This is a genomic window from Pseudomonas sp. PME37.24/006 (genome assembly GCF_055556635.1).
This window is the reverse complement of sequence record NZ_JBVHNL010000003.1, coordinates 1,003,770-1,026,570: the sequence shown is the minus strand read 5'-3', so window position 1 is coordinate 1,026,570 and position 22,801 is coordinate 1,003,770. Positions and strand designations below refer to the sequence as shown.

The following is a 22,801-nucleotide window of genomic DNA, read 5'->3' as shown; positions in this document are numbered from 1 at the left end:
GTGGTTGACTTAGGTCGCGTACCGCTTGGGTCGCGCTGGTGCTAGAAAGGTCGGCTGCGTCTGAGTCACGCGCCCTGCGTTGAGCGGTCGCGACGCCGGGGTTACACTGCCCGCCCCGTGTGGTCTGGTTTGCTGGAGTGAGCGATGCGTAAAGACAAGAAGCAGGTGATTGGCGACGAAGTGAGCGATGAGCAGATCAAGCTGTTTCTCGCCGTGGAACCGGCTGACGCCACGCCGCCCTCGCTGCACAAGCTGGTCAAGGCCTATCGCGGTCTGCGTGACCACGACTTCGAGCGTTTCGTGGGTTTCTTCGTCGAAGCCGGTTATGACCTCGATGCCAAGGATGCCGACGGTAATGACTTCGTCGCCCTGATCAAGGATCAGCGTCAGTCCGAGGCTTACATCCAGGCAATCAACGCCGCGCGCGGTTGATCGCCAGCGGGTGACGGCGTCCTGTCGTCGCCCGCTCTGATCGTCTGACGGCTAATCGCCGCGTTTACTGTCGATCCTGTTCAGACGATTGCCCTCGAAACGCAGAAAGTAGTTCATGCCGTTGCGCGGGCCGTAATTCCATTCCTCTATCTGCACTTCATGGGTGAAGCCGTAGCTGTCGGTCTGATCCTTGTAGCCGATGAATGCGCGGTTGTTTGGTTCGCCACATTTGGACAGGACTTCGGCGGTGCTGTCGCCGCTGCTTGCCAGAGCGCTGCCACAGCGCCAGGTCGCTGCGTTGGCGGTGCCGGCCAGGAGCATGAGCAGGGTGCAAGAGATGAGTGTCTTCATGGTCGTCATTGCTGGCGTTTGCGCTCGATGCGCGTCAGCCGATTGCCCTCGAAAGTCAGGATGGTGAACATACCGTTGCTGGGCTCGTAGGCCCATTCCTCGATATTCGTTTCGCGCCTGTCGTAGCCGCCCAGGGTGTAGCCGACAGGGTCGCGGAACGCCGGCTCGCCGCATTTCTGCATCACCTCGAAGGTGCGATCGCCGAGGTTCACCAGCTTGCTGCCGCAGCGTAGGGTATCGGCCTGGCTCAGCAGTGGGGCGGCGCAAAGCGCCAGCATCAGACCCAGTCGTTTCATGTCGTCACTCGCTGCCCAGATGAAGGGGGGTGGCCACACGGCCGTCGCTGGTGGCCTCGCCGAAGCTGACGTCGAGTAGATAGACGCGCTCGGCCGCCAGTTTGCCGCTATCTACCAGATAGGCCTTGATCGCTGCCGCACGATCTTGGGCCAGCTGGCGCAGCAGGCCACGGCTGTCAGTCCAGGATTCGACCACGGCATCGCGCAGGCGCTGCGTGCGTTCGTCACTGTCCAGGTCGGCCCACTCGGCAGGCGGCTGCTGTTTCAGGCGCGCACGGTAGATGCCTTCCAGCAGTGGGGCTTTTTCGTCCTCAGGCACTACCAGCAACTCGGCGCTGGCCGGCACCTGATCACCGCGGCGTTGCATGATGCGATATAGATAATCCTGATACTCGCGCTCGAGGCGCTGCGCGGCCAGCAGTGGGCCGTCGCTGCTCTGTGCGCTGGCGCCTTCGATTTCCAGGCGCAGGGTAGGACGCTCCTGCAGGGCGCTGGAGAGTACGTCGAGAGACTTCTTCGCCTGGCCGTCCAGTTCGTCGCTGCCTGCTGCGAAGGCGACGGTGCTCAGATCCATGTCGGTGCCGCCACTCACCAAACCACCAATGAATTTGAAGGGTGCCTGGGCGGCACGCAACACCAGGTTGCGCAGGGTTTGCCAGACGATCGGCATGACGCTGAACTGCGGGTTGTTGAGATCCCCCTCCAATGGCAGCTCGATAGAAATGCGCCCCTGGGTGTCCTTGAGCAGGGCCACGGCCAGGCGGATCGGCAGATCCACCGCATCCGGGCTGTCGACCTTCTCGCCAAGCTGCAATTGCTCGACCAGCACCTTGTTCTCGGCGTTCAGCTTGCCGTCGTTGATGCGGTAGTGCAGGTCCAGGTTGAGGCGGCCCTTGCGGATGCGGTAGCCGGCGAACTTGCCAGAGTAAGGCGTCAGGGTGGTCAGCTCGACCTGCTTGAACTGGGTGGCGATATCCAGGCTCTGCATCGGGTCGAAAGGCGTCAGGCTGCCCTTGATGCTGACCGGTGCGTAGCGGTCGACCTTGCCGCTGATATCCACAGGCGCCGGTTTGCTGCTGGTGCTGTCGAGAGTGCCGATGCGGCCATTGAGCTGCTGCACGGCGGTGGCGAAGTTGGGCCTGAGGCTGAAGTCGGCGAAGTTGGCCGAGCCATCCTTCAGGCTGACCTCGCCGATGCGAATCGCCATCGGCTTGTCGGCGGTGGCCGAGGACTGCGCCTGGGCGGCATTGCCGGCAGGTTGCTTGATGATCAACTCGTTGACGTTGGTGGTCAGGTCTTCGTTGATGATGAAGCGTACGTAGGGCTGTTCCAGGTCGACTCGCTCGATGTCCAGGCGGTCGCCGTGTCGATAGTCTATGCCGCCCAGATCCAACTGCTTCCAGCGCAGCAGGTCGCGATCCTTGAGGGTGTCGAGGGTGTGCAACTGAGTGATCTGGGCCTTGCCTTGAACACGCAGCGCCAGTGGCTCGATTGCCGTGAGTTCAACGCCAAGATCGCTGCTCAGCAGGCCGCTGCGCAGCTCCAGGTGCACAAAGGGGCTGAGGTAGGCCTGTGCTACACGCAGGTCGATATTGCGGGTGGCCACCTTCAGGTTGGCGGTGGTCGGGCTCAGTTGTACCTGGCCCTCGGCCTGCAGCTTGCCCTGTTTGCCGACGCCGGTATCCAGCTTGAGCGCGAAGGGCGAGGTGCCGAGGCTGTCGAAGTTCTGCATGTCCAGATCGAGCGGACCAAGCTCTACGGTGACTGCCTCGCTCGGCACACGGTCGACCAGGTGGGCGTGATAGTCGCGCAACTGCACGTCCTTGACCTGCACTTGCCAGGGTTTGCCAGGCTCTTTCGCAGCTGGTTGTGTAGCGTCGCCGGCAGGGGCGGTGGCTTCGGGCTCTGGCGCATCTGCCGCTGGCGCCTGCTTCGCGGCTTGCTGCGGTTTGCCGGTCAGGAGCTTCTGCCAGTCGAGTTCGCCATCGGCCTCGCGGGCCGCCCAGGCTTCCAGTTTCTGCCCGCGTACCTTGCCGATCACCACCTGCTGTTTGGCCAGATCCAGAGACGTTTCGCTGACCTCGAGGGAATCCAGCTTCACCAGCGGCTTGCCGTCCGGTGCCTGCATGGCGAATGGCGCGACCTTGATGCGGGCGTTGCTGAGCAGCAACTCGGTGCCGTCGCGCAGGTTCAACTGATAGTCAGTCGACAGGCTCACTACGCCTTTCTCAAGCGCCAGCGGGAGGGCGTCACGCACGTAGGGCCAGAACGCTTTCATGGGTTCGTCGGTAATCTTCAGGGTGCCGCTGGAGCTGATCGGACTCAGGCTCAGTTCGCTGCTCCAGTCGATACGCCCACCAGCCGGACCGGTAGCGACGAGCGTCATATCGGCGTTGTCGTCGGGCAGGGTGCTGAGGTTGTGCAGTTCCAGGTTGAGATCGTCGTAGTGGATGTCGATCGGCTCCTGCGGGCGCAGATCCTGGAAGTGCAGATTGCCACCCAGCAGTTCGATGCGGTCGATGCGCAGAGGGAACGGTTCGCTGGCTTCTTCCGGCTGCTGCTCGCTGGCCGGCAGCTTGAACAATTGCGCCAGGTTGAGGGTGCCGTCCTTGTCGAAGCGCACTTCGGTGTGGGGCTTCACCAGCGTTACGTCGGCCAGGTGCAGGGCGCCGCTCCACAGACTGTCCAGTTGCAGATTCACGGCCAGGTGCTCGAAGGCTACCTGTTCCTTGCCTGCCTCACCGAGATGCAAGCCCCATAGATCCAGCTCGAGGGTGAAGGGGTTGAGTTGCAGGCGATCCAGCCGCGCCGGCTCGTTCGCGTATTGCTCCAACTGCTGATTGGCGATGCGCAGCGCAATGCCGGGCAAGATGAGGAACCCGATCAGGCTGTAAAGGCCGAGGGTAACCAATAAGGCGGTGGTGGCGCGTCGCAATCCTTTGGGCATGGTCTTGCTTCATCTTCCTGGCGAGAGTGCCTTGGATTATGGCATGAGCCCTGGGTTCCGCGAGACGCTGCGCCCGTTCAAAAATGCAGGACGAGGGTTTTCAGCGGCGGGTTGCCATCGGTGGAGGGGAAGTCCGCGGCCGGCAGCAGTTGTTCATGCTCGCGCACCGGGCGCCCCAGCTTGCTGGCGCAACGCAGCACCTGTTCGCGCCAGTCGGCCATGGGTACTTTCGCCAGGTTGTTGCAGCACACCAAGGTGCCGTGCTCGGCGGTAGCGAGAATCGCTGGTTTCAGCAGGCTCTGGTAATCACGCAAGAGATCGACGGTGCCGAAGGCGCTCTTGGCCCAGGCTGGCGGGTCGAGAAACACCAGGTCGAACTGGCGCTGCTCGAGGCGTGGATAACTCGGCAGCTTCTGCCCGCGCCGCGCAGCGATGGGCAGCCCTGCCCACTGGCGGATCGCTGGAAAGTAGTCCGACTGGACGAATTGCATGGGCTGCAGATGCGGATTGAGCGCACCGTTTTCGCGGCCGACCGCGAGGTTGCCCTCGGCGAAATCGAGGTTGACCACTTCATGCGCACCACCGGCCGCCGCATTGAGGCCAACGCCACAAGTGTAGGCGAACAGATTGAGCACACTTTTCCCGGCGCTGTGATGCTGAATCCAGCCACGGACGTTGCGCAGGTCGAGAAACAGCAGTGGATCCTGCCCAGCGTGGCGGCCGCGGACGCGGTAATCGAGGCCCCACTCCTGACCCGTCTGATCGGCCAGGGCCTCATCACTCGCGGTATAGACGGGGTCGCTGCGGTCGACGCGCGAGTTGCCCCGGGAACGGTCGTTGTAGACCAGCAGCGTGTGTAGCCCGAGCGCTTCGTTGACCTGCTCATGCAGAGCCAGCAATTCGTCACGAGCCAGTGTCTGGTGGAAACTCTGCACCATCAACTGCTGGCCGTAGCGGTCGACGGTCAGACCGCCAGCACCTTCCTGGCTGCCATGGAACAGGCGGTAGCAGTCGGTCTGCTGCCCATGCAGCTCGGCGATCAGGGCGTGGCGATTGGCAAGCGCGCTGCGCACTGCCTGGTCGAGAGACGGCATGTGCGGCGACTCATGATAAGGGGCGCGCAGTTTATCACCCTCAATTGGGCGGCAGGCCCATGCGTATCCGCGACTTGTGCAATGAGCCACTGCGTACCGCCCAGCGGATGAGCGGTGCGATGGCGCGCACGCCGCTGCGGGTCAGGCGGCTGCGCAGCGGTGTCATGCGCTGGTCGAGCATGCTCTGCGCCCAGTCCGGGAGCAGGTCGATGCCTGCCTGCAGGAACAGTTGACCAACCGGGGCGGCCAGTCTGCTTGGTGCTGGCGCGGCGAGCAGGATGCGCAATATCTCGTGGGAACGCTCGTTGCACAGCAATTGGCCGCGCATGCGCTCGAGATAGGCCGTTATCTGCGCTCGGTTGCGCGGCACTTCGGATGCACCCAGGCGCTCGGCGACCAGGGCGATTTCTGCGTAGTAACGATCCTGATCGGCTTCGCTCATGTGCGGATTCAGGTAGCGCAGGTGCGCCTGCAGAAAGCTGTACACCTCTGCCACATGCACCCAGGTCAGCAGGTGCGGGTCACTGGCGGCATAGGGGCGACCGTCCGGCGCGGTGCCAACCACGTGCAGGTGAATGCGTTTGACCTTGTCGATCAGCCAGTCGGCATCTTTGCTACTGGCGAAAGTGGTGCCGGAGACGAACTGGCCGGTACGGCGCAGGCGACCCAGTAAGTCATCGCGGAAATTCGAGTGATCCCACACGCCAGCCAGTGCCAGTGGATGCAGGGCCTGCAGCAGCAAGGCACTGACCCCGCCGATGAGCATGCTGGTGAAGTCGCCATGGATGCGCCAGCACACCGAATCCGGGCCGAACAGGCCGGGATCGCCCTTGGGGTTCTCGAAATCGATCTGCCCCAGCGCGATGCCGCTGAGGCTGAGTACCTGGCTTTCTATACGACGGCGGATGACTTCCATGGCGCGAGGTTAATGTGCCCCGCTGCATGCCACAAGTCAGCGGCCGGCTTGAGATCGTCCCGGGTATCGCTGCGCTCAACGCCGGGCTACCGAACCTTGCGTAGCCTGCGGTTGAGCGTAGCGATACCCAGGGAGCCTGCGTCAGGAATTCAGCCGCTCGGCGACCAGGCTGTCGACCACCGCCGGGTCGGCCAGGGTCGAGGTGTCGCCCAGAGTGTCCAGCTCGTTGCAGGCGATCTTGCGCAGGATGCGACGCATGATCTTGCCCGAACGGGTCTTCGGCAGGCCCGGCGCCCACTGGATCAGCTCCGGTTTGGCGAAGCTGCCGATTTCCTTGCCGACCAGGCTTAGCAACTCCTTCTTCAACTCGTCGCTCGGCTCGATACCATTCATGGTGGTGACGAAGGCGTAGATGCCCTGGCCCTTGACGTCATGGGGGTAGCCGACCACTGCCGCTTCGGCTACGGCGTCGTGCAGCACCAGTGCGCTTTCCACTTCTGCTGTGCCGATACGGTGGCCGGAAACGTTGATCACGTCGTCGATGCGACCGGTGATCCACCAGTAGCCGTCCTCGTCGCGGCGTGCGCCGTCACCGCAGAAGTAGTAACCGGGGTAGGCGGTGAAGTAGGTCTCGAGCATGCGCTGGTGATCGCCGTAGATACTGCGAATCTGGCTTGGCCAACTGGCCTTGATCGCCAGTACGCCGGCACCGGGGCCATCGATTTCCTTGCCTTGCTCGTCCAGCAGCACCGGTTGTACGCCGAAGAACGGGCGAGTCGCCGAGCCGGGCTTGAGGTCGGTGGCACCCGGCAGTGGGGTGATCATGATGGCGCCAGTCTCGGTCTGCCACCAGGTGTCGACGATGGGACAGCGCTTTTCGCCGACCACGTTGAAGTACCACTCCCAGGCTTCCGGGTTGATCGGCTCGCCGACGCTGCCGAGCAGGCGCAGGCTGCTGCGCGAGGTTTTCTTCACCGGTGCTTCGCCTTCGCGCATCAGCGCACGCAGAGCCGTCGGCGCGGTGTAGAAGATGTTCACCTTGTGCTTGTCGATCACCTGCCAGAAGCGCGACGTGTCGGGGTAGTTGGGCACGCCTTCGAAGATCAGGCTGGTGGCGCCATTGGCCAGCGGGCCGTAGACGATGTAGCTGTGCCCGGTGACCCAGCCGACATCCGCGGTGCACCAGTAGATATCGCCATCGTGATAGTCGAACACGTACTTGTGGGTCATCGCCGCCTGCAGCAGGTAGCCGGCGGTGCTGTGCAGCACGCCCTTGGGTTTGCCGGTGCTGCCGGAGGTGTAGAGGATGAACAGCGGGTCTTCGGCATCCATGGCCTCGGCGGGGCAGTCGGCGTTCACCTGCTGCACAGCCTCGTGGTACCAGAGGTCGCGCTTCTCGTCCCAGTCGACCTTGTTGTGGGTGCGCTCGACCACCAGCACGGTGGACACGTTGGGGCAGCTCTTCAGGGCCTTGTCGACATTGCTCTTGAGGGGAATGTACTTGCCACCACGCACGGCCTCATCGGCGGTGATCACGGTGCGGCAGTCGGCATCGAGAATGCGGTCTCGCAGGGCATCCGGCGAGAAGCCGCCGAACACCACCGAGTGCACGGCGCCGATGCGGGTGCAGGCGAGCATCGCGTATGCGGCTTCCGGGATCATCGGCATGTAGATGCACACGCGATCGCCTTTCTTCACGCCGCGTTGTTTGAGCACGTTGGCCAGCCGGCAGACCTGCTCGTGCAACTGCCGGTAGGTGATGCTGGCCGAGTCCTTGGGGTCGTCGCCTTCCCAGATCAGCGCTACCTGATCGCCACGCTTGGCCAGGTGGCGGTCGATGCAATTGTGGCTAATGTTCAACTGGCCGCCGGAAAACCAGCGAATGTCGCCCTTGCTCAGGCTGCCGCTGGAGACTTCGTCCCAGGGTTTGAACCAGTCGAGAAAGGCCTTGGCCTGTTCGCCCCAGAACGTCTGGGGGTCGTCGACCGATTGGCGGTAGAGGCGCTGGTAGGCGGCGTCGTCGATGTGGGCACGTTGGCGTGTTTCGTCGCTGACGGGGTGACGGCTGATCGTGAACATGGCGGGGCACCTTTGTTGTTATATGTCCGCAATGGACACCTCTAAAAACTACCTGCGTTGCCATCGCGGCGTTAAAAACAGGCTAAAAATGCTCATTTACATCAGTAAACTGCGCTTTTTCGCCTGTTTTTGCCTTGCGCTGCCTGCCTCGCCGACGTTTTTAGAGGTATCCAATAGACACTAAGGGTAGCAGCCAAGTTTTATTGGTCGACTCGGACGAGCCTGGGAGTGACGCAAAGTGTTGCGGGCGCTCGCCGATGAGCGAGCGCCCGCAATCGATCAACCGCGATGGCGACTGCGGAAGTAGTTGATCAGCCCTTGAGTGGAGCCGTCTTCGGCAGTGCTTGGCTCGCTGCCGACCATGCGCGAATAGACGCCCTTGCCCAGCTCCTTGCCGAGTTCCACGCCCCACTGGTCGAAGGCGTTGATGCCCCAGATGGCGCTCTGGGCGAACACCTTGTGCTCGTACAGGGCCACCAGCGCGCCAAGGCGGCGGGGGCTGATGCGCTCCAGCACCAGAGTGTTGCTCGGCCGGTTGCCGGGGATCACCTTGTGCGGTGCGAGGCGCGCGATATCGTCTTCGCTCAGGCCCTTGCCGCGCAGTTCCGCCTCGGCTTCTTCGCGGGATTTGCCGAGCATCAGTGCCTGGCTCTGCGACAGGCAGTTGGCGTAGAGCCACTGGTGGTGGTCGGCAACCGGGTTGTAACTGACCACCGGGACGATGAAGTCCGCCGGAATAAGCTGGGTACCCTGATGCAGCAACTGGTGATAGGCGTGCTGGCCGTTACAGCCCACGCCGCCCCAGATCACCGGCCCGGTCGAACCACTGACCTGGCTGCCGTCCTGGCGCACGCTCTTGCCGTTGGACTCCATGTCCAACTGCTGCAGGTGCCGGGTGATGTTACGCAGGTAGTGGTCGTACGGCAGGATGGCCTGGCTCTGGGCGTCCCAGAAATTGCCGTACCAGATGCCCAGCAGCGCCAGCAGGATCGGCATGTTCTGCTCGAACGGCGCGGTCTTGAAATGCATGTCCATGCTGTAGGCGCCGGCCAGCAGTTCCTTGAAGTTGGACATGCCGATGGACAGGGCAATCGGCAGGCCGATGGCCGACCACAGCGAATAACGCCCGCCAACCCAGTCCCACATCGGGAAGATGTTCTCTTCACGGATACCGAACGCCACTGCGGCTTCGCGGTTACTCGATACGGCAATGAAATGGCGATACAGCTCGGCCTCGGAGCCGCCCTGAGCCAGGTACCAGCCACGAGCGGCCTGGGCGTTCTTCAGGGTTTCCAAGGTGCCGAAGGATTTCGACGAAACGATGAACAGGGTGGTTTCGGCCTGCAGCTTGGCCGACAGCTCGTGGAACTCGCTGCCGTCGATATTGGCCAGGTAATGGCAGCGCACACCGCGCTGGGCAAATGGCAGCAGCGCCTCGGAAACCAGTTGCGGGCCGAGGAAGGAGCCGCCGATGCCGATGTTCACCACGTCGGTGATGGGCTTCTCGGTGTAGCCGCGCCACAGGCCGTTGTGGATGCGCCCGACCAGTTCGGTCATTTGCTGCAGTACACGCTGGACATGGGGCATCACGTCGACGCCGTCGACCAATACCTTGTCGCCGAGCGGCCGGCGCAGTGCGGTGTGCAGCGCCGGGCGGCCTTCCGAAGCATTGAGCTTCTCGCCGTCGAACATGGCGCGGATCGACTGCTCCAGACCGGCTTCGCGAGCCAGCGCCATCAACAGTGAGATGGTCTCGTCGCTGGCCAGGTTCTTCGAATAGTCGAGAAACAGGCCGCAGCTGCTCAGGGAAAACTGCTCGAAACGTTGCGGGTTGCCAGCGAAGGCGTCGCGCATGCTGAAGTTCTGCATGGCCTGGCGATGCTGCTGCAGCGCCTGCCAAGTGGGGAGGGCGAGAACATCGAGCGGCTGTTGGTAATACGCCATGGGGCTTCCTTGTTGAGGCATTCGGTTGGCAGGCTTCAGCGATGATTACATACCAAAAAGCCCGGCTGATCGTCCGGGCTTTCGAGTGTATCCGGGTTTTTGTACCCGGTGGAGGTGGCCGTCAGTATCCCTGGTCGAGGGTGAAACTCAGGTTGTCGATCAGCCTGGTGTTACCTAGATAGGCCGCTACCAGCACCACCAACTCGCGGTCGCCCGGGCTGAGTTGGCGCAGGCTCTGTGCTTCGCGCACTTCCAGGTAGTCGGCGCGCAGACCGGCATCGGCATGCTGGCGCTGCGCCTGGGCAATCAGGGCGGGCAGGTCGCGTTCGCCAGTCTGGATAGCCTGGGCAATCTGCTGCAGCGAGCGGTAGAGAACCGTGGCGGTGTCGCGCTGCTCATCGCTCAGGTAACCGTTGCGCGACGACAGGGCCAGGCCGCTCTCGGCGCGCACGGTGGGCTCGCCGATGATCTGGATCGGCATGTTGAGGTCGCGCACCATGGTGCGGATCACCGCCAGTTGCTGGAAGTCCTTCTGGCCGAACACCGCCAGATCAGGCTGCACCATGTTGAACAGTTTGGTCACCACGGTGGCGACGCCTTCGAAGTGACCAGGACGGCTGGCACCGCAAAGCCCCTCGGACACGCCAGGCACGCTGATGCGAGTCTGCTCGCCCATGCCGCCCGGGTACATCTCGAGGGCGTCCGGGTGGAAAAGCAGATGGCAGCCTGCGTCGACCAGGCGCTGCTGGTCTGCCTGGAGGGTGCGAGGGTACTTGTCGAGATCTTCGGAGGGCCCGAACTGCATCGGGTTGACGAAGATGCTGGCGACCACGAAGTCGCTGCGTTGCGCGGCCTTTTCCACCAGTGCGGCGTGGCCGGCGTGCAGGTTACCCATGGTCGGCACCAGGCCGATCTGCTTGCCTTCGGCACGGGCCTGAGCAACAGCAGCGCGCAGCTCGCGCACGGTCTTCACGGTGTTCATGCGGAGAATCCGTGTTCGGCGGCCGGGAAGCTGACAGCCTTGACCTCACTCACATAGGCGGCGAGGGCGTCCTGAATGCTGGCCTGGCCGGCCAGGAAGTTCTTCACGAACTTGGGCACGCGGCCGCTCAGCGACAGGCCCAGCATGTCATGCAGCACAAGCACCTGGCCGTCGGTTTGCGGGCCGGCACCAATGCCGATCACTGGAACCTTCACCGCGCGGCTGATTTCCCCAGCCAGTTCGCTCGGAACGCATTCGAGCAACAGCATGGCTGCGCCGGCCTGCTCCAGGGCGATAGCGTCCGCCACCATCTGGCGGGCCTGGGCCTGTTCACGGCCCTGCACTTTATAACCGCCGAGAATGTTCACTGCCTGCGGGGTCAGCCCCATGTGCGCACACACCGGTACACCGCGCTCGGCCAGGCGAGTGATGGATTCGGCCAGCCAGGCAGTGCCTTCGACCTTGATCATATGCGCACCCGCCTGCATCAGCAGGCCGGCGTTGTGCAGCGTTAGCTCGAGCGTGGCGTTGGCCATGAATGGCAGGTCGGCGACGATCAGCGCACCCTCGTTGCCGCGCTTCACGCTGGCAGTGTGATAGACCGTGTCGGCCATGCTTACCGGCAGGGTGCTGTCATGCCCCTGTAGCACCATGCCCAGCGAATCGCCAATCAGCAGCACTTCCACACCGGCTTTGCAGCAGGCGCTGGCAAAAGTGGCGTCGTAGCAGGTCAGCATGGTGATCTTCTCACCCTTCTGCTTGAGCGCTCGCAGGGTGGTCAGGGTTACATCAGGCATGAACGTATCCTCACTCGGAACCTGTGCGGGCCTGTTGAATGCAGGCTCTCGTGGAGCAGGTTCTTTCTGGCATTCAAGAGGCAGCGGGGCTACCTCGATTCGGCCTGTTTAGCGGCCCTTTTTGCTCCGGCATGGGGCAATGGGTGGCTATAGTCCCGATGGCGGGGGGGCAAGTCAATCGAATGTGTTACCGCGCTGTTACGTCGTTACCGCCAGCGGCAGAACCACCCGCTTCAGGGTGTCAGGCGTTCCAGGCCCTCGAACGGGCAGGCCGCCAGCAGTGCGCCGAGGCTGCGTCCATCGGGCAACTCCAGGCCAGCAGCGATTTCCGCGAGCGGGTAGAGCACGAAGGCTCGCGCGTGCATGTGGTAGTGCGGGACGCGCAGTCGTGGCTCGTCGATCAGGCGTTCGCCGAACAGCAGGATATCCAGGTCGAGCGTACGCGGGCCCCAGCGTTCGTGGCGTTCGCGGCCCTGACCCCGTTCGATGGCCTGCAGCGCATCGAGCAGCTGCAGCGGTTGCAGATCGGTCTCCAGAGCCGCGACCGCATTGGTGTAGCGCGGCTGGCCTGGCAACAGCGAATCGCTGACATAGAAGGAGGAAACTGCCGCGAGACGAGTGCCTGGCAGGTGCTGGAGCGCGGCGAGCGCCTGGCGCAGTTGCTCGGCCGGCTCGGCGAGGTTGCTGCCCAGGCCAATGTGGACGCGTTCCATGCTTACTCGGCTGTGCCGCCGCCCTGAGGGCTACGCTTGCGCTTGCTGCCGCCACTGCGGCGGCGCTTGCGGGGGGCGCCAGGTACGTCGTCCTTGCTGGACAGGTCGCGGATCATCACCCGGCGGTCGCTGTCGCTGGCGTCCTGGTAATCCGTCCACCAGTCGCCGAGGCCGCCAGTTTCCTCGCCCGCGCTCTCGCGCAGCAGCAGGAAGTCGTAACCGGCACGGAAGCGTGGGTTTTCCAGCAGCAAATCGGCGCGCTTGCCGCTGCGCCGTGGCAGGCGCTCCTGCATGTCCCAGATCTCGCGGATCGGCAGGGTGAAGCGTTTCGGCACGGCGATGCGCTGGCACTGTTCGGCGATCAGTTCGTGAGCCGCTTCCTGCATGGCCGGAATGGCCGGCATGCCGCGTTCCTGGAGGCGGATCACCCGAGCCGGCAGCGCTGGCCAGAGCAGCGCCGCGAACAGGAAAGCGGGGGTGACCGGCTTGCCTTGGTGAATGCGCAGATCGGTGTTGTCCAGGGCGTTGCGGATCAGCGTGTCGGTGTATTCCGGGTTCTGTCTCAGCGCTGCGGCGCTGGCCGGGAACAGTTGGCCGAACAGGCCGTAGTCCACCAGCAGGTCATAGGTGTAGATGGCGTAGCCGCTGAGAAACAGCTTGAGCACTTCATCGAACAGACGCGCCGCAGGAATGCCGCCGAGCAGAGGGGCCAGGTCGAAGATAGGATCGGCGCTGTGCTTCTCGATATCGAAGTCCAGCTTGGCGGCGAAGCGCACGGCACGCAGCATGCGCACCGGATCTTCCTGATAACGCTGCGTGGGATTGCCGATCAGTCGCACCAGGTTGTTGCGGATGTCGTGCATGCCATTGGCGTAGTCGAGAATCCGCTCGGATACAGGATCGTAGTACAGCGCATTGATGGTGAAGTCGCGGCGCTGGGCGTCGTCTTCCAGCGTTCCGTACACGTTGTCACGCAGAATGCGGCCGCTCTCGTTGCGCGAGGACTGATTGGTGTCCTCCTCCTCTTCACCTTGCGGGTGATTGGCGCGGAAGGTGGCGGTCTCGATGATCTCGCGGCCGAAGTGCACGTGAACCAGCTTGAAGCGGCGACCGATTACCCGGGCATTGCGGAACTCGCCCCTGACCTGCTCGGGTGTGGCACTGGTGGCGACGTCGAAGTCCTTGGGCTCGATGCCCAGCAGCAGATCGCGTACACAGCCACCGACCAGATAGGCCTCGTAGCCGGCGTTCTGCAAACGCTCGACCACGCTGATGGCGTAGCGGCTTATCTGCCCGCGCTGGATGGGGTGCTGGTTGTTGTTCAGCACGTGCGGCGTACTGTGAGGCTGGTGAGCGCGGCGCAACGGCGAACGAAGGGACTTGAACAGCTTTTTCAGCATGGAGGGCACTGTATGACGAAATGAATGGCCAGAATAATGTAAAGGCGCAGAAATAGCGCGGATTCTAGCATTGAGTCGCAGATGGGTGTAAGCGGGGGAGGGGAAGGCAGATCGGGGCACAAGCTACTGGGGGAGCCGAAGCTCCCCCATAAATGTTGCTATGCGTTTTTCTTGTTATGCGGGCTTGTTGTTTTTGTTTGATCACCCGTCCCGGAATCCAGCTGTCCGGAAAACCTCCCGTCATCGGGAGCAAGAGCAAACGGATTACTTTGGATGCTGACGCTACCTCGGGTCTTCGACCCAACCAGAACCGGTGCTGTCTATCGACAGTTTTATTGTTCTCTATCTGGTTACAGGGCAAGGCCCTATGAGGAAATCCTCTCCAAAAGAATCAGTTAGCTACGTCTCCTGCCGTCTTGTTCTTATTGTGCTGGAGTCGCTTCGTCTTATTTTTATTGTCTTTGGTCATGCTTGTTATTGTTGTTGTGCAAGAGATAAAGCATTCTGCGTGCCAGTTTTTATTTTTACTTTAAAAACAAGGGCTTGGTGATTTTAGTATTTGTTATGAGCAGAAAAAAGCCGGGGTTACGTTACCGTAAACCCCGGCTTTGTTACGTGCTTCGCTCGGTGCGGTAACAGCCGCCCTAGAGCCTTCGCACACTATTCGCTGGTGACACTCGATTTGCGGCGTGGAATGCCCAGGCGCTGGCGGCGTTCCCACAGGCACTTGCGGCTGATGCCCAGCTTGCGGGCCAGCTCGGTCTCGGTCATGTGATCCTGGTGCTCGAGTACGAAGTGCTGGAAGTAGTCCTCCAGTGACAGATCTTCACTGGGATCCTGGCTGGTAGCGTTGACTGTCCCGCTATGCGGCGGCAGGCCGATAAAGGCGTGGTCGTCCAGATCTTCCAGTTCGATGTCGATGCCGAGCAGTTCGGCATTGATGACGCTGCCTTCGCAAAGGATTACCGAACGCTCGATGGCGTTCTCCAGCTCCCGCACGTTGCCCGGCCAGCTGTAATGATGGATCGCTTGCTCGGCGTCTGGGGCGAAACGCAGGTCAGTACGGCCCATGCGTGTGGATTGACGCAGTAGGAAGGCGCGGGCAATTTCCAGCACATCGCCGTCGCGCTCACGCAGTGGTGGTAATTTCAGAGCGATGACATGCAAGCGGTAGTAAAGGTCTTCGCGGAACTGGCCTATTTTCGACAGGGTTTTCAGGTCGCGGTGGGTGGCCGCGATCAGGCGTACGTCGACCTTCTGCGATTGCACCGAGCCAACTCTGCGGATTTCACCTTCCTGCAGTACCCGCAATAGACGCGCTTGGGCTTCGAGGGGCAGTTCGCCGATTTCATCGAGAAACAGCGTGCCGCCGTCCGCGGCTTCCACCAGACCGGCGCGGCTCGCGCTGGCGCCGGTGAAGGCGCCCTTTTCATGGCCGAACAGTTCCGACTCGATCAGCGATTCCGGGATTGCCGCACAGTTGACTGAAATCATCGGCGCCTTGGCGCGCTTCGACAGGTTGTGCAGTGCACGTGCGACCAGTTCCTTGCCGGTGCCGGACTCGCCTTGCACCAGTACGTTGGAGTCGGTCGGGGCGACTTTGCGGATCTTGCTGTACAGCTCCAGCATCGCAGGGCTGGTTCCGATAATGCCGATTTCTCCGTTGGCAGCTTTGTCGCTTTTTTCCGCCGCACGGGCTGCTGCGGGGGCGTCGCCCGAGTGGCTGCGCACCGCCTGGCGGTCACGCAGGATGCGCGCCACGGCTTGCAACATTTCGTCATGATCGAAGGGTTTGGCGATGTAATCCACCGCGCCCATTTTCATCGAGTCGACCGCCGAGCGCAGGCTGGCGTAGCTGGTCATGATCAGCACCGGAGCGCCTTGGGCCAGTTTGATCAGCTCGGTGCCCGGTGCGCCAGGCAGGCGCAGGTCACTGACCACCAGGTCGAACCCAGGGATATCGAAACGCTCCTGGGCTTCCTGCACCGAACCGGCCTCGCTGACCTGGTACTGGTTGCGTTCTAACAGGCGACGCAGAGCAGAGCGGATGATGGTTTCGTCTTCGACGATCAGGATATGAGGCATTTAATCGAATTCTCTCGACGGTCTCGGAACCTGCTTCCACGGTGCCTGCAGCCAAGCCGGGCCACGCGCGTCGTCGGGAATGCGGTTCTTCGGTGTTTAGGTTGCCAGTGGCATTGCCTCGATATGCCTGGGCAGCGTCACCCTGATACGGGTGCCACGTTGCTGCTCAAGGTCAATCGGGCTGTCGATTATTATCTGGCCATAATGCTCTTCCACGATGGAATAGACCAGCGCGAGGCCGAGTCCGGTTCCTTTACCGGGATCCTTGGTGGTGAAGAACGGTTCGAAGAGCTGATCCATCACGCCCTTGGGGATTCCGCTGCCTTCGTCCTCGACAATCAGGTCGACGGTGTGCTCCGAGACTTCGCTGCGCACCCGAATGGCGCCGCCGTCTGGCGAGGCGTCGCGAGCGTTGCTCAGCAGGTTGATCAGCACTTGTGCGAGGCGCTGTGGGTCGCCTTCTGCCCAGTGTTCAGGGCTGCACAGGTTGAAGAATTGCACGTCCACACTGCGCCGGTTAAGCGCCAGCAGACCAATGGCTTCCTGGGCCACCTCGGCCAGGCATACCGGCTCGTCGGCCTGTTGATGACTGCCTGAGTGAGCAAAGTTCATCAGCGAGTGGACGATGCGCGTCACCCGTTTGGTCTGTTCGAGAATCTGTCCGCTGATTTCGGTCAGTTCGGGATCACCTTCGCGCTCTTCGCGAAGGTTCTGCGCCAGGCAGGCGATGCCGGTGATCGGGTTGCCGATTTCGTGAGCGACGCCAGCGGCGAGACGGCCGATGCTGGCCAGGCGCTCGGAGTGCACCAGTTTGTCTTCGAGCATCTGCGTTTCGGTCAGGTCTTCGACCAGCAGCACCAGCCCGCTGTTGCCCGGTGCAAGGGGTTCGGCGATCGCTGCCTTGTGCAGATTGAGCCAGCGGATCTGGCCGTCCAGCGGCAGACGTTGTTTGTGCAAATGTTCGTCGGGTATCTCGATGAAGCGCTGTAGCAGGTCACGCCAGGGCTCGCCGAGGGTCGACAGGCGTGAGCCGACGATATGCTGCGCTGGGATTTCGGTAAGTTCTTCCATGGCCTTGTTCCACATCAGGATCTCGTGGTCCTTGGCCAGGGAGCAGACGCCCATGGGCAATTCCTGCAGCGTTTGGCGGTGGTAGCGGCGCAGGGTGTCGAGTTCGGCGGCAAGGCCGGTGAGGCGCGAGTGATAGTCCTCCAGGCGGCTCTCGATGAAGTGGATATCTTCGGCCACGTAGCTCTCGCTGCCGGACTTATAAGGCAGGAAGGATTCCACGATGTCCTGGGCAACGCTCGGGCCCATCAGGCCGGAGAGGTTGGCCTCCAGGCGGTCGCGCAGACGGCGTAGAGCGTAAGGGCGTCTCTCGTCGAACGGCAGTTGCAGATCGCGCAGGGCTTGCTCGATCTCACGCTGGGCGGTCTTGGCGCCCAGTGGCTTGGCCAGTTGAGTGGCGAACTCCTGGGGCGACAGGGCCAGCAATTCACGGCGCTGCGGGCGGCGCACGTTGTCCACGGCGCAGGCTTCGGCGGCGCTGTCTTCTTCTGGGCTTGAGTCGGTGAATACCGAGACCAGGGTGAACACCAGCACGTTGGTTGCCAGGGAAGCGATGGCCGCCAGGTGCCAGCTGCTGTCATCCAGTACGTAGACCAGATCGAGGATCGGTACATAAAGGCCAGGCAGGGTGCCCAGCAGTGGCAGCAGCATGCTCACGGCCCACACTGCGATACCGGCCAGCAACCCGGCGATAAAGCCGCGCCGGTTAGCGGTCGGCCAGTACAGTACCGATAGCACGCCCGGAAGAAACTGCAGGGTGGCGACGAAGGAGACGATGCCCAGGTTGGCCAGGTTCTGCTCGGCGTCGAGCAGGGTATAGAACGCGTAGCTGGCGAGGATGATGGCGACGATCAGTGCGCGGCGCGTCCATTTCAACCAGCGGTAGATGTTACCCTCGGCCGGTGGCTGGTACAGCGGCAGCACCACGTGGTTGAGCAGCATGCCAGACAGTGCCAGGGTGGTGACGATGATCAAACCGCTGGAGGCCGAAAGCCCGCCGACGTAAGCGATCAGTGCCAACGTGGGGCTGTCCACCGCAATACCCAGGCCCAGGGTGAAATACTCCGGGCTGGTGGTCGAGCCCAGGCGCAGGCCGGCCCAGAGAATCAGCGGTACCGCCAGGCTCATCAACAGTAGGAACAGCGGCAGGCCCCAACTGGCGCTGACCAGGGCGCGGGGATTGAGGTTCTCGGTGAAGGTCATGTGGTACATGTGCGGCATGACAATAGCCGAGGCGAAGAACACCAGCAGCAAGGTGCGCCACGGGCCTTCCTGTAGCGGTGTATGCAGGCTGGCCAGGGCTGCCTGGTTGAGTACCAGCCACTGTTCCAGATCGCGCGGGCCATCGAATACCGCATACAGCGCATAGAGGCCGATAGCGCCCATGGCAAGCAGCTTGACCATCGACTCAAAGGCGATAGCGAGCACCAGCCCTTCGTGCTTTTCCCGTGTGGCCAAGTGGCGGGCGCCAAACAGGATGGTGATCAGGATGAACAAGCCACAAAACGCCAGCGCGATCTGCGGTTGTACCGGTTCGCGGGTGAGAATACTGATGGCGTCGGTAACGGCCTGGATTTGCAGTGCCAGCAGTGGCAGCACCGCGACGAGCATGCAAATTGTGCTAAGCGCGCCGGCCCAGGTACTGCGAAAGCGAAAGGCGAACAGATCGGCCAGTGACGACAGCTGATAGGTGCGGGTGATGCGCAGAATCGGGTAGAGCAGCACCGGCGCAAGGAGAAATGCCCCTGTCACGCCCAGGTAACTGGCGAGAAAACCGTAGCCGTACTGGTAAGCCAGGCCGACAGTGCCATAGAAGGCCCAGGCACTGGCATACACGCCAAGCGACAAGGTGTAGGTCAGTGGGTGGCGAATGAGTTGGCGCGGAATCAGGCCACGGTCAGCGCACCAGGCGACGCTGAACAGGACAAGCAGGTACGCGGCGCTGACCAGCATCAGCTGGGTAAGGCTAAAGCTCATCGGCATCACGCTGACTCTGCAGAATGAAGGTCACTACGATGAGAATCAGCCAGAGCATATAAGGCCGATACCAGGCGCCGTTGGGGTCGATCCACCAGTCCATGATGGCGGGCGAGAACAGGTAGATGCCCACTACCAGGATCAGAACCAATCGATAGATATACATGCCGCGTCTCGCTACTGAGTATGGCGATGGTAACGGAAGCGCAGTGCGCTGGCTAAGGTGCTGTTATGGTGCGTGATGTTCGTCGTGGGGCATGACCTGCCCTTTGCTGGGGCAGGGTCTTCGTCAAAGCGTTCGGCTCGCTGCTGCAGGCTGGCGCTGGCACAAGTCTTGCGCTTGCATCTCTATCGCCCAGGCTTGTAGGAGGCCGCCGTGTCGATTCATGTCGCGCTGCACCATGTCACCCATTATCGCTATGACCGTGCCATCAATCTGGGGCCGCAGATCATTCGCTTGCGCCCGGCACCGCACAGTCGCACACGGATTCTTTCCTACTCTTTGAGCGTCGAACCGGGCGATCACTTCATCAATTGGCAGCAGGATCCCCAGGGCAACTACCTGGCGCGCCTGGTATTCCCGGAGAAGACCCGCGAGTTGCGCGTCGAGGTGGATCTGGTCGCCGAGATGGCGGTGTTCAACCCGTTCGACTTCTTCCTGGAACCCTATGCCGAGCAAATCCCCCTGACCTATACGGCAGGCGAGCAGCGCGAGCTGGCGCCCTATCTGGTCAAACTGCCGAGCGAACCGCGTTTTGCCGAGTACCTGGCGAGCATTGATCGCACGCCACGGCCCAGTGTGGATTTCCTCGTGGCCCTGAATCAGCGCTTGGCTGCCGATATCAATTACTTGATTCGTATGGAGCCGGGCGTGCAGACGCCCGAGCAAACCCTGCTCAATGCCTCCGGCTCGTGCCGCGATTCATCCTGGCTGCTGGTACAACTGTTCCGTCATTTGGGGCTGGCCGCACGGTTTGTCTCCGGGTACTTGATCCAGCTCAGTGCCGACGTCAAATCCCTGGATGGGCCTTCGGGTACCGAGGTGGATTTCACCGACCTGCACGCCTGGTGCGAGGTTTACCTGCCGGGCGCGGGCTGGATCGGGCTTGACCCTACCAGCGGGCTGTTCGCCGGCGAGGGCCACATCCCTTTGGCCTGTAGCCCGGAACCTTCCTCAGCCGCGCCGATCAGCGGGGCGGTGGAGGATTGCGAAAGCGAGTTCAGCCACGAAATGCGTGTGGAGCGCATTTGGGAAGCGCCGCGAGTGACCAAACCCTACAGCGACGACCAGTGGCGCGATATCGTCGCATTGGGCCAGCGCGTAGATCAAGACCTGCAGGCCGCTGACGTGCGCCTGACGATGGGCGGTGAGCCGACCTTCGTCGCCCTTGATTACCCCGATGACGCCGAATGGAACACCGCGGCCCTCGGGCCCAACAAGCGCCGCTTGGCCACGGATCTGTTCCTGCGCCTGCGTGAGCATTATGCGCCGGCTGCTCTGGTGCATTTCGGCCAGGGCAAGTGGTACCCGGGTGAGCAGTTGCCACGCTGGTCGCTGAATGCCTTCTGGCGCCGCGATGGCCAGCCGGTCTGGCGCAACGCCGAGCTACTGGCTGACGAAGGGCGCGACTACGGCGCCGATGCGGAAATGGCCGCACGTTTTCTCGCCAACCTGGCCGAGCGCCTGGGTGTGGAGGCTCAACACTGCTTCCCGGCTTATGAGGACGGTCTCTACTACCTGTGGCGCGAAGGGCGTTTGCCCGACAACGTCTCGCCTGAAGATGCGCGGCTGAAAGACCCGCTTGAGCGTGAACGCCTGCGCCAGGTGTTCGATCAGGGGCTGGACCGAGTGATCGGGCATGTTCTACCGTTGGCGCGCGATACGCGCCGGGCCGGCTGGCGCAGTGGTTCCTGGTACCTGCGCGATGAATATTGCCGCCTGGTGCCTGGCGACTCGGCGCTGGGTTACCGCTTGCCACTGGATTCGTTGCCCTGGGTCAAGGCTGAGGAATACCCCTACGTGACACCGGCAGACCCTTCTCAGGTATTCGCGCCGCTACCGTCCTCTGCTGAGCTTCAGTACCAGGAACGTGGCGTTTGGAATGGTGGCCGGGGGAATGGATCAGGCAAACCCAAGCGTGGTCAGTCAGCTGTGGATGTCGTGCGCACGGCGCTGTGCGCTGAGCCTCGTGGCGGTCGCCTTTACGTGTTCATGCCGCCGCTGAGCGATCTCGAAGACTACCTGGCACTGGCCGCCGCCATCGAGGAAACCGCTGCCGAGTTGCAGTGCCCGGTGCTGCTTGAAGGCTGCGAGCCGCCGAATGACCCGCGCCTGCAATTCTTTCGCGTCACCCCGGATCCCGGTGTGATTGAGGTGAACATCCACCCGGCAGCGAGTTGGGACGAGTTGGTCGAACGCACCGAGTTCCTTTATGAGCAGGCCCGCCAGTGTCGCCTGAGCAGCGAGAAGTTCATGATCGACGGCCGTCACACCGGCACGGGGGGCGGTAACCACTTCGTCCTTGGCGGGGCCACGCCGGCCGACTCACCGTTTCTGCGCCGTCCGGATCTGCTGCGTAGCCTGATCAGCTATTGGCACAACCACCCCTCATTGTCCTATCTGTTCTCCGGTCTGTTTATCGGCCCGACTTCCCAGGCGCCGAGGGTCGACGAGGCCCGTAACGATTCGCTCTACGAGCTGGAAATCGCCTTCGCGCAGATGCCCGAAGCGGGGCGCGAGTGTCCGCCCTGGCTGGTTGACCGGTTGTTGCGCAACCTGCTGATCGATGTCACCGGCAATACCCACCGCGCCGAGTTCTGTATCGACAAACTGTATTCGCCGGATTCGGCCTCGGGGCGCCTTGGTCTGCTCGAGTTGCGTGCTTTCGAGATGCCGCCCAATGCGCGCATGAGCCTTGCCCAGCAACTGCTGTTGCGGGCGCTGATCGCGCGTTTCTGGAAAGAACCCTACAAGCCGGCGCGCCTGGTGCGCTGGGGCACCGAGTTGCATGACCGGTTTTTGCTGGCGCATTTTGTCGAGCAGGATTTCGCCGACGTGCTTCAGGAACTGGCGCAGAGCGGCTACCGCCTGGGTGCTGAATGGTTTGCCGCGCACTTCGAGTTTCGCTTCCCGCGTGCCGGGGATCTCAACGTCAAAGGCATCGAACTGGAGCTGCGTCAGGCGCTGGAGCCCTGGCATGTACTGGGTGAGGAGGGCGCGGCTGGCGGCGCGGTGCGTTATGTCGATTCGTCTCTCGAACGCATGCAGGTCAAGCTCAATGGCCTGACACCGGATCGCTACGTACTGACCTGCAATGGTGTGCCGGTACCATTGCGCAGTACGGGCAAGGTCGGCGAGTTCGTTGCCGGTGTACGCTTTCGTGCCTGGCAGCCGGCGGCCTGCCTGCAGCCAACGATAGGCGTACACGCGCCTTTGATATTCGACTTGGTGGATACCTGGATGAATCGCTCCATCGGCGGATGCCAGTATCATGTCACCCACCCGGGCGGGCGCAGCTATGAAAGCCTGCCGGTGAATGCCTATGAAGCTGAAAGTCGGCGCCTGGCACGCTTCTTCCGCCTGGGCCACAGCCCGGGTAAAAGACCGCTGCTGGTACCCATCAGTAATAACGAACTGCCCATGACTCTGGATTTGCGTCGAGTCTGACGACAGCGCGGGTTGGCAGCGGCTATTCTGTAACGCCGCGATGCCTAAGGTGT

At 62.3% G+C, this 22,801-nt stretch carries 16 protein-coding genes; 2 read left to right on the top strand and 14 right to left on the bottom strand.

Features of this window, described 5'->3' with window-relative positions; all coding sequences use genetic code 11:
* The first annotated feature begins 144 nt into the window (after positions 1-144).
* A complete protein-coding gene (locus ACZ3GY_RS15730) occupies positions 145-432 on the top strand; it encodes a PA4642 family protein (protein WP_465910929.1) in 288 nt (95 codons plus the stop codon).
* Between the two features lie 51 nt (positions 433-483).
* Here ACZ3GY_RS15730 and ACZ3GY_RS15725 read toward each other — a convergent pair whose 3' ends face one another.
* The 14 genes from ACZ3GY_RS15725 to ACZ3GY_RS15660 form a co-directional block, all read right to left on the bottom strand.
* Complete coding sequence (locus ACZ3GY_RS15725) at positions 484-783, bottom strand: DUF2845 domain-containing protein (RefSeq protein ID WP_465910927.1); 300 nt, start codon at positions 781-783, stop codon at positions 484-486.
* Positions 784-788: 5 nt separating this feature from the next.
* Positions 789-1,079, bottom strand: coding sequence for a DUF2845 domain-containing protein (locus ACZ3GY_RS15720; RefSeq protein ID WP_042556240.1), 291 nt, complete (start codon positions 1,077-1,079; stop codon positions 789-791).
* A 4-nt stretch (positions 1,080-1,083) separates the two neighbouring features.
* A complete protein-coding gene (locus ACZ3GY_RS15715) occupies positions 1,084-4,026 on the bottom strand; it encodes a DUF748 domain-containing protein (RefSeq protein ID WP_465910926.1) in 2,943 nt (980 codons plus the stop codon).
* 77 nt (positions 4,027-4,103) lie between these two features.
* Complete coding sequence (locus ACZ3GY_RS15710; protein WP_465910925.1) at positions 4,104-5,120, bottom strand: class I SAM-dependent rRNA methyltransferase; 1,017 nt, start codon at positions 5,118-5,120, stop codon at positions 4,104-4,106.
* Positions 5,121-5,160: 40 nt separating this feature from the next.
* Positions 5,161-6,036: an oxygenase MpaB family protein gene (locus ACZ3GY_RS15705; protein WP_465910923.1), complete on the bottom strand. Its 876-nt coding sequence runs from the start codon at positions 6,034-6,036 to the stop codon at positions 5,161-5,163.
* A gap of 141 nt (positions 6,037-6,177) precedes the next feature.
* Positions 6,178-8,115, bottom strand: a complete 1,938-nt coding sequence (gene acs, locus ACZ3GY_RS15700; RefSeq protein ID WP_463562144.1) for an acetate--CoA ligase — start codon at positions 8,113-8,115, stop codon at positions 6,178-6,180.
* A 279-nt stretch (positions 8,116-8,394) separates the two neighbouring features.
* A complete protein-coding gene (pgi, locus tag ACZ3GY_RS15695) occupies positions 8,395-10,059 on the bottom strand; it encodes a glucose-6-phosphate isomerase (RefSeq protein WP_465910922.1) in 1,665 nt (554 codons plus the stop codon).
* Between the two features lie 121 nt (positions 10,060-10,180).
* Entirely contained in the window at positions 10,181-11,041 is an 861-nt protein-coding gene (gene panC / locus ACZ3GY_RS15690; RefSeq protein WP_465910920.1) for a pantoate--beta-alanine ligase, read from the bottom strand.
* The gene (gene panB, locus ACZ3GY_RS15685; RefSeq protein ID WP_225838728.1) at positions 11,038-11,838 is read right to left on the bottom strand and encodes a 3-methyl-2-oxobutanoate hydroxymethyltransferase; all 801 of its coding nucleotides are present in this window, start codon (positions 11,836-11,838) and stop codon (positions 11,038-11,040) included. The genes panC and panB overlap by 4 nt, the downstream gene beginning before the upstream one ends.
* Before the next feature lie 233 nt (positions 11,839-12,071).
* Positions 12,072-12,551, bottom strand: a complete 480-nt coding sequence (gene folK / locus ACZ3GY_RS15680) for a 2-amino-4-hydroxy-6-hydroxymethyldihydropteridine diphosphokinase (protein ID WP_465910919.1) — start codon at positions 12,549-12,551, stop codon at positions 12,072-12,074.
* A 2-nt stretch (positions 12,552-12,553) separates the two neighbouring features.
* Positions 12,554-13,951, bottom strand: a complete 1,398-nt coding sequence (locus tag ACZ3GY_RS15675; RefSeq protein WP_465910917.1) for a polynucleotide adenylyltransferase PcnB — start codon at positions 13,949-13,951, stop codon at positions 12,554-12,556.
* Positions 13,952-14,611: 660 nt separating this feature from the next.
* Positions 14,612-16,036 carry a sigma-54-dependent transcriptional regulator gene (locus tag ACZ3GY_RS15670; RefSeq protein WP_463562139.1) on the bottom strand — a complete coding sequence of 475 codons (1,425 nt, stop codon included), beginning with the start codon at positions 16,034-16,036 and terminating at the stop codon, positions 14,612-14,614.
* Positions 16,037-16,132: 96 nt separating this feature from the next.
* Complete coding sequence (locus ACZ3GY_RS15665) at positions 16,133-19,087, bottom strand: sensor histidine kinase (RefSeq protein ID WP_465910916.1); 2,955 nt, start codon at positions 19,085-19,087, stop codon at positions 16,133-16,135.
* Positions 19,071-19,247: a hypothetical protein gene (locus ACZ3GY_RS15660; RefSeq protein WP_042556252.1), complete on the bottom strand. Its 177-nt coding sequence runs from the start codon at positions 19,245-19,247 to the stop codon at positions 19,071-19,073. The genes ACZ3GY_RS15665 and ACZ3GY_RS15660 overlap by 17 nt, the downstream gene beginning before the upstream one ends.
* 210 nt (positions 19,248-19,457) lie before the next feature.
* On the opposite strand from ACZ3GY_RS15660, the gene ACZ3GY_RS15655 reads away from it, so the two are divergent.
* Positions 19,458-22,748 carry a transglutaminase family protein gene (locus ACZ3GY_RS15655; RefSeq protein ID WP_465910915.1) on the top strand — a complete coding sequence of 1,097 codons (3,291 nt, stop codon included), beginning with the start codon at positions 19,458-19,460 and terminating at the stop codon, positions 22,746-22,748.
* Positions 22,749-22,801: the final 53 nt, after the last annotated feature.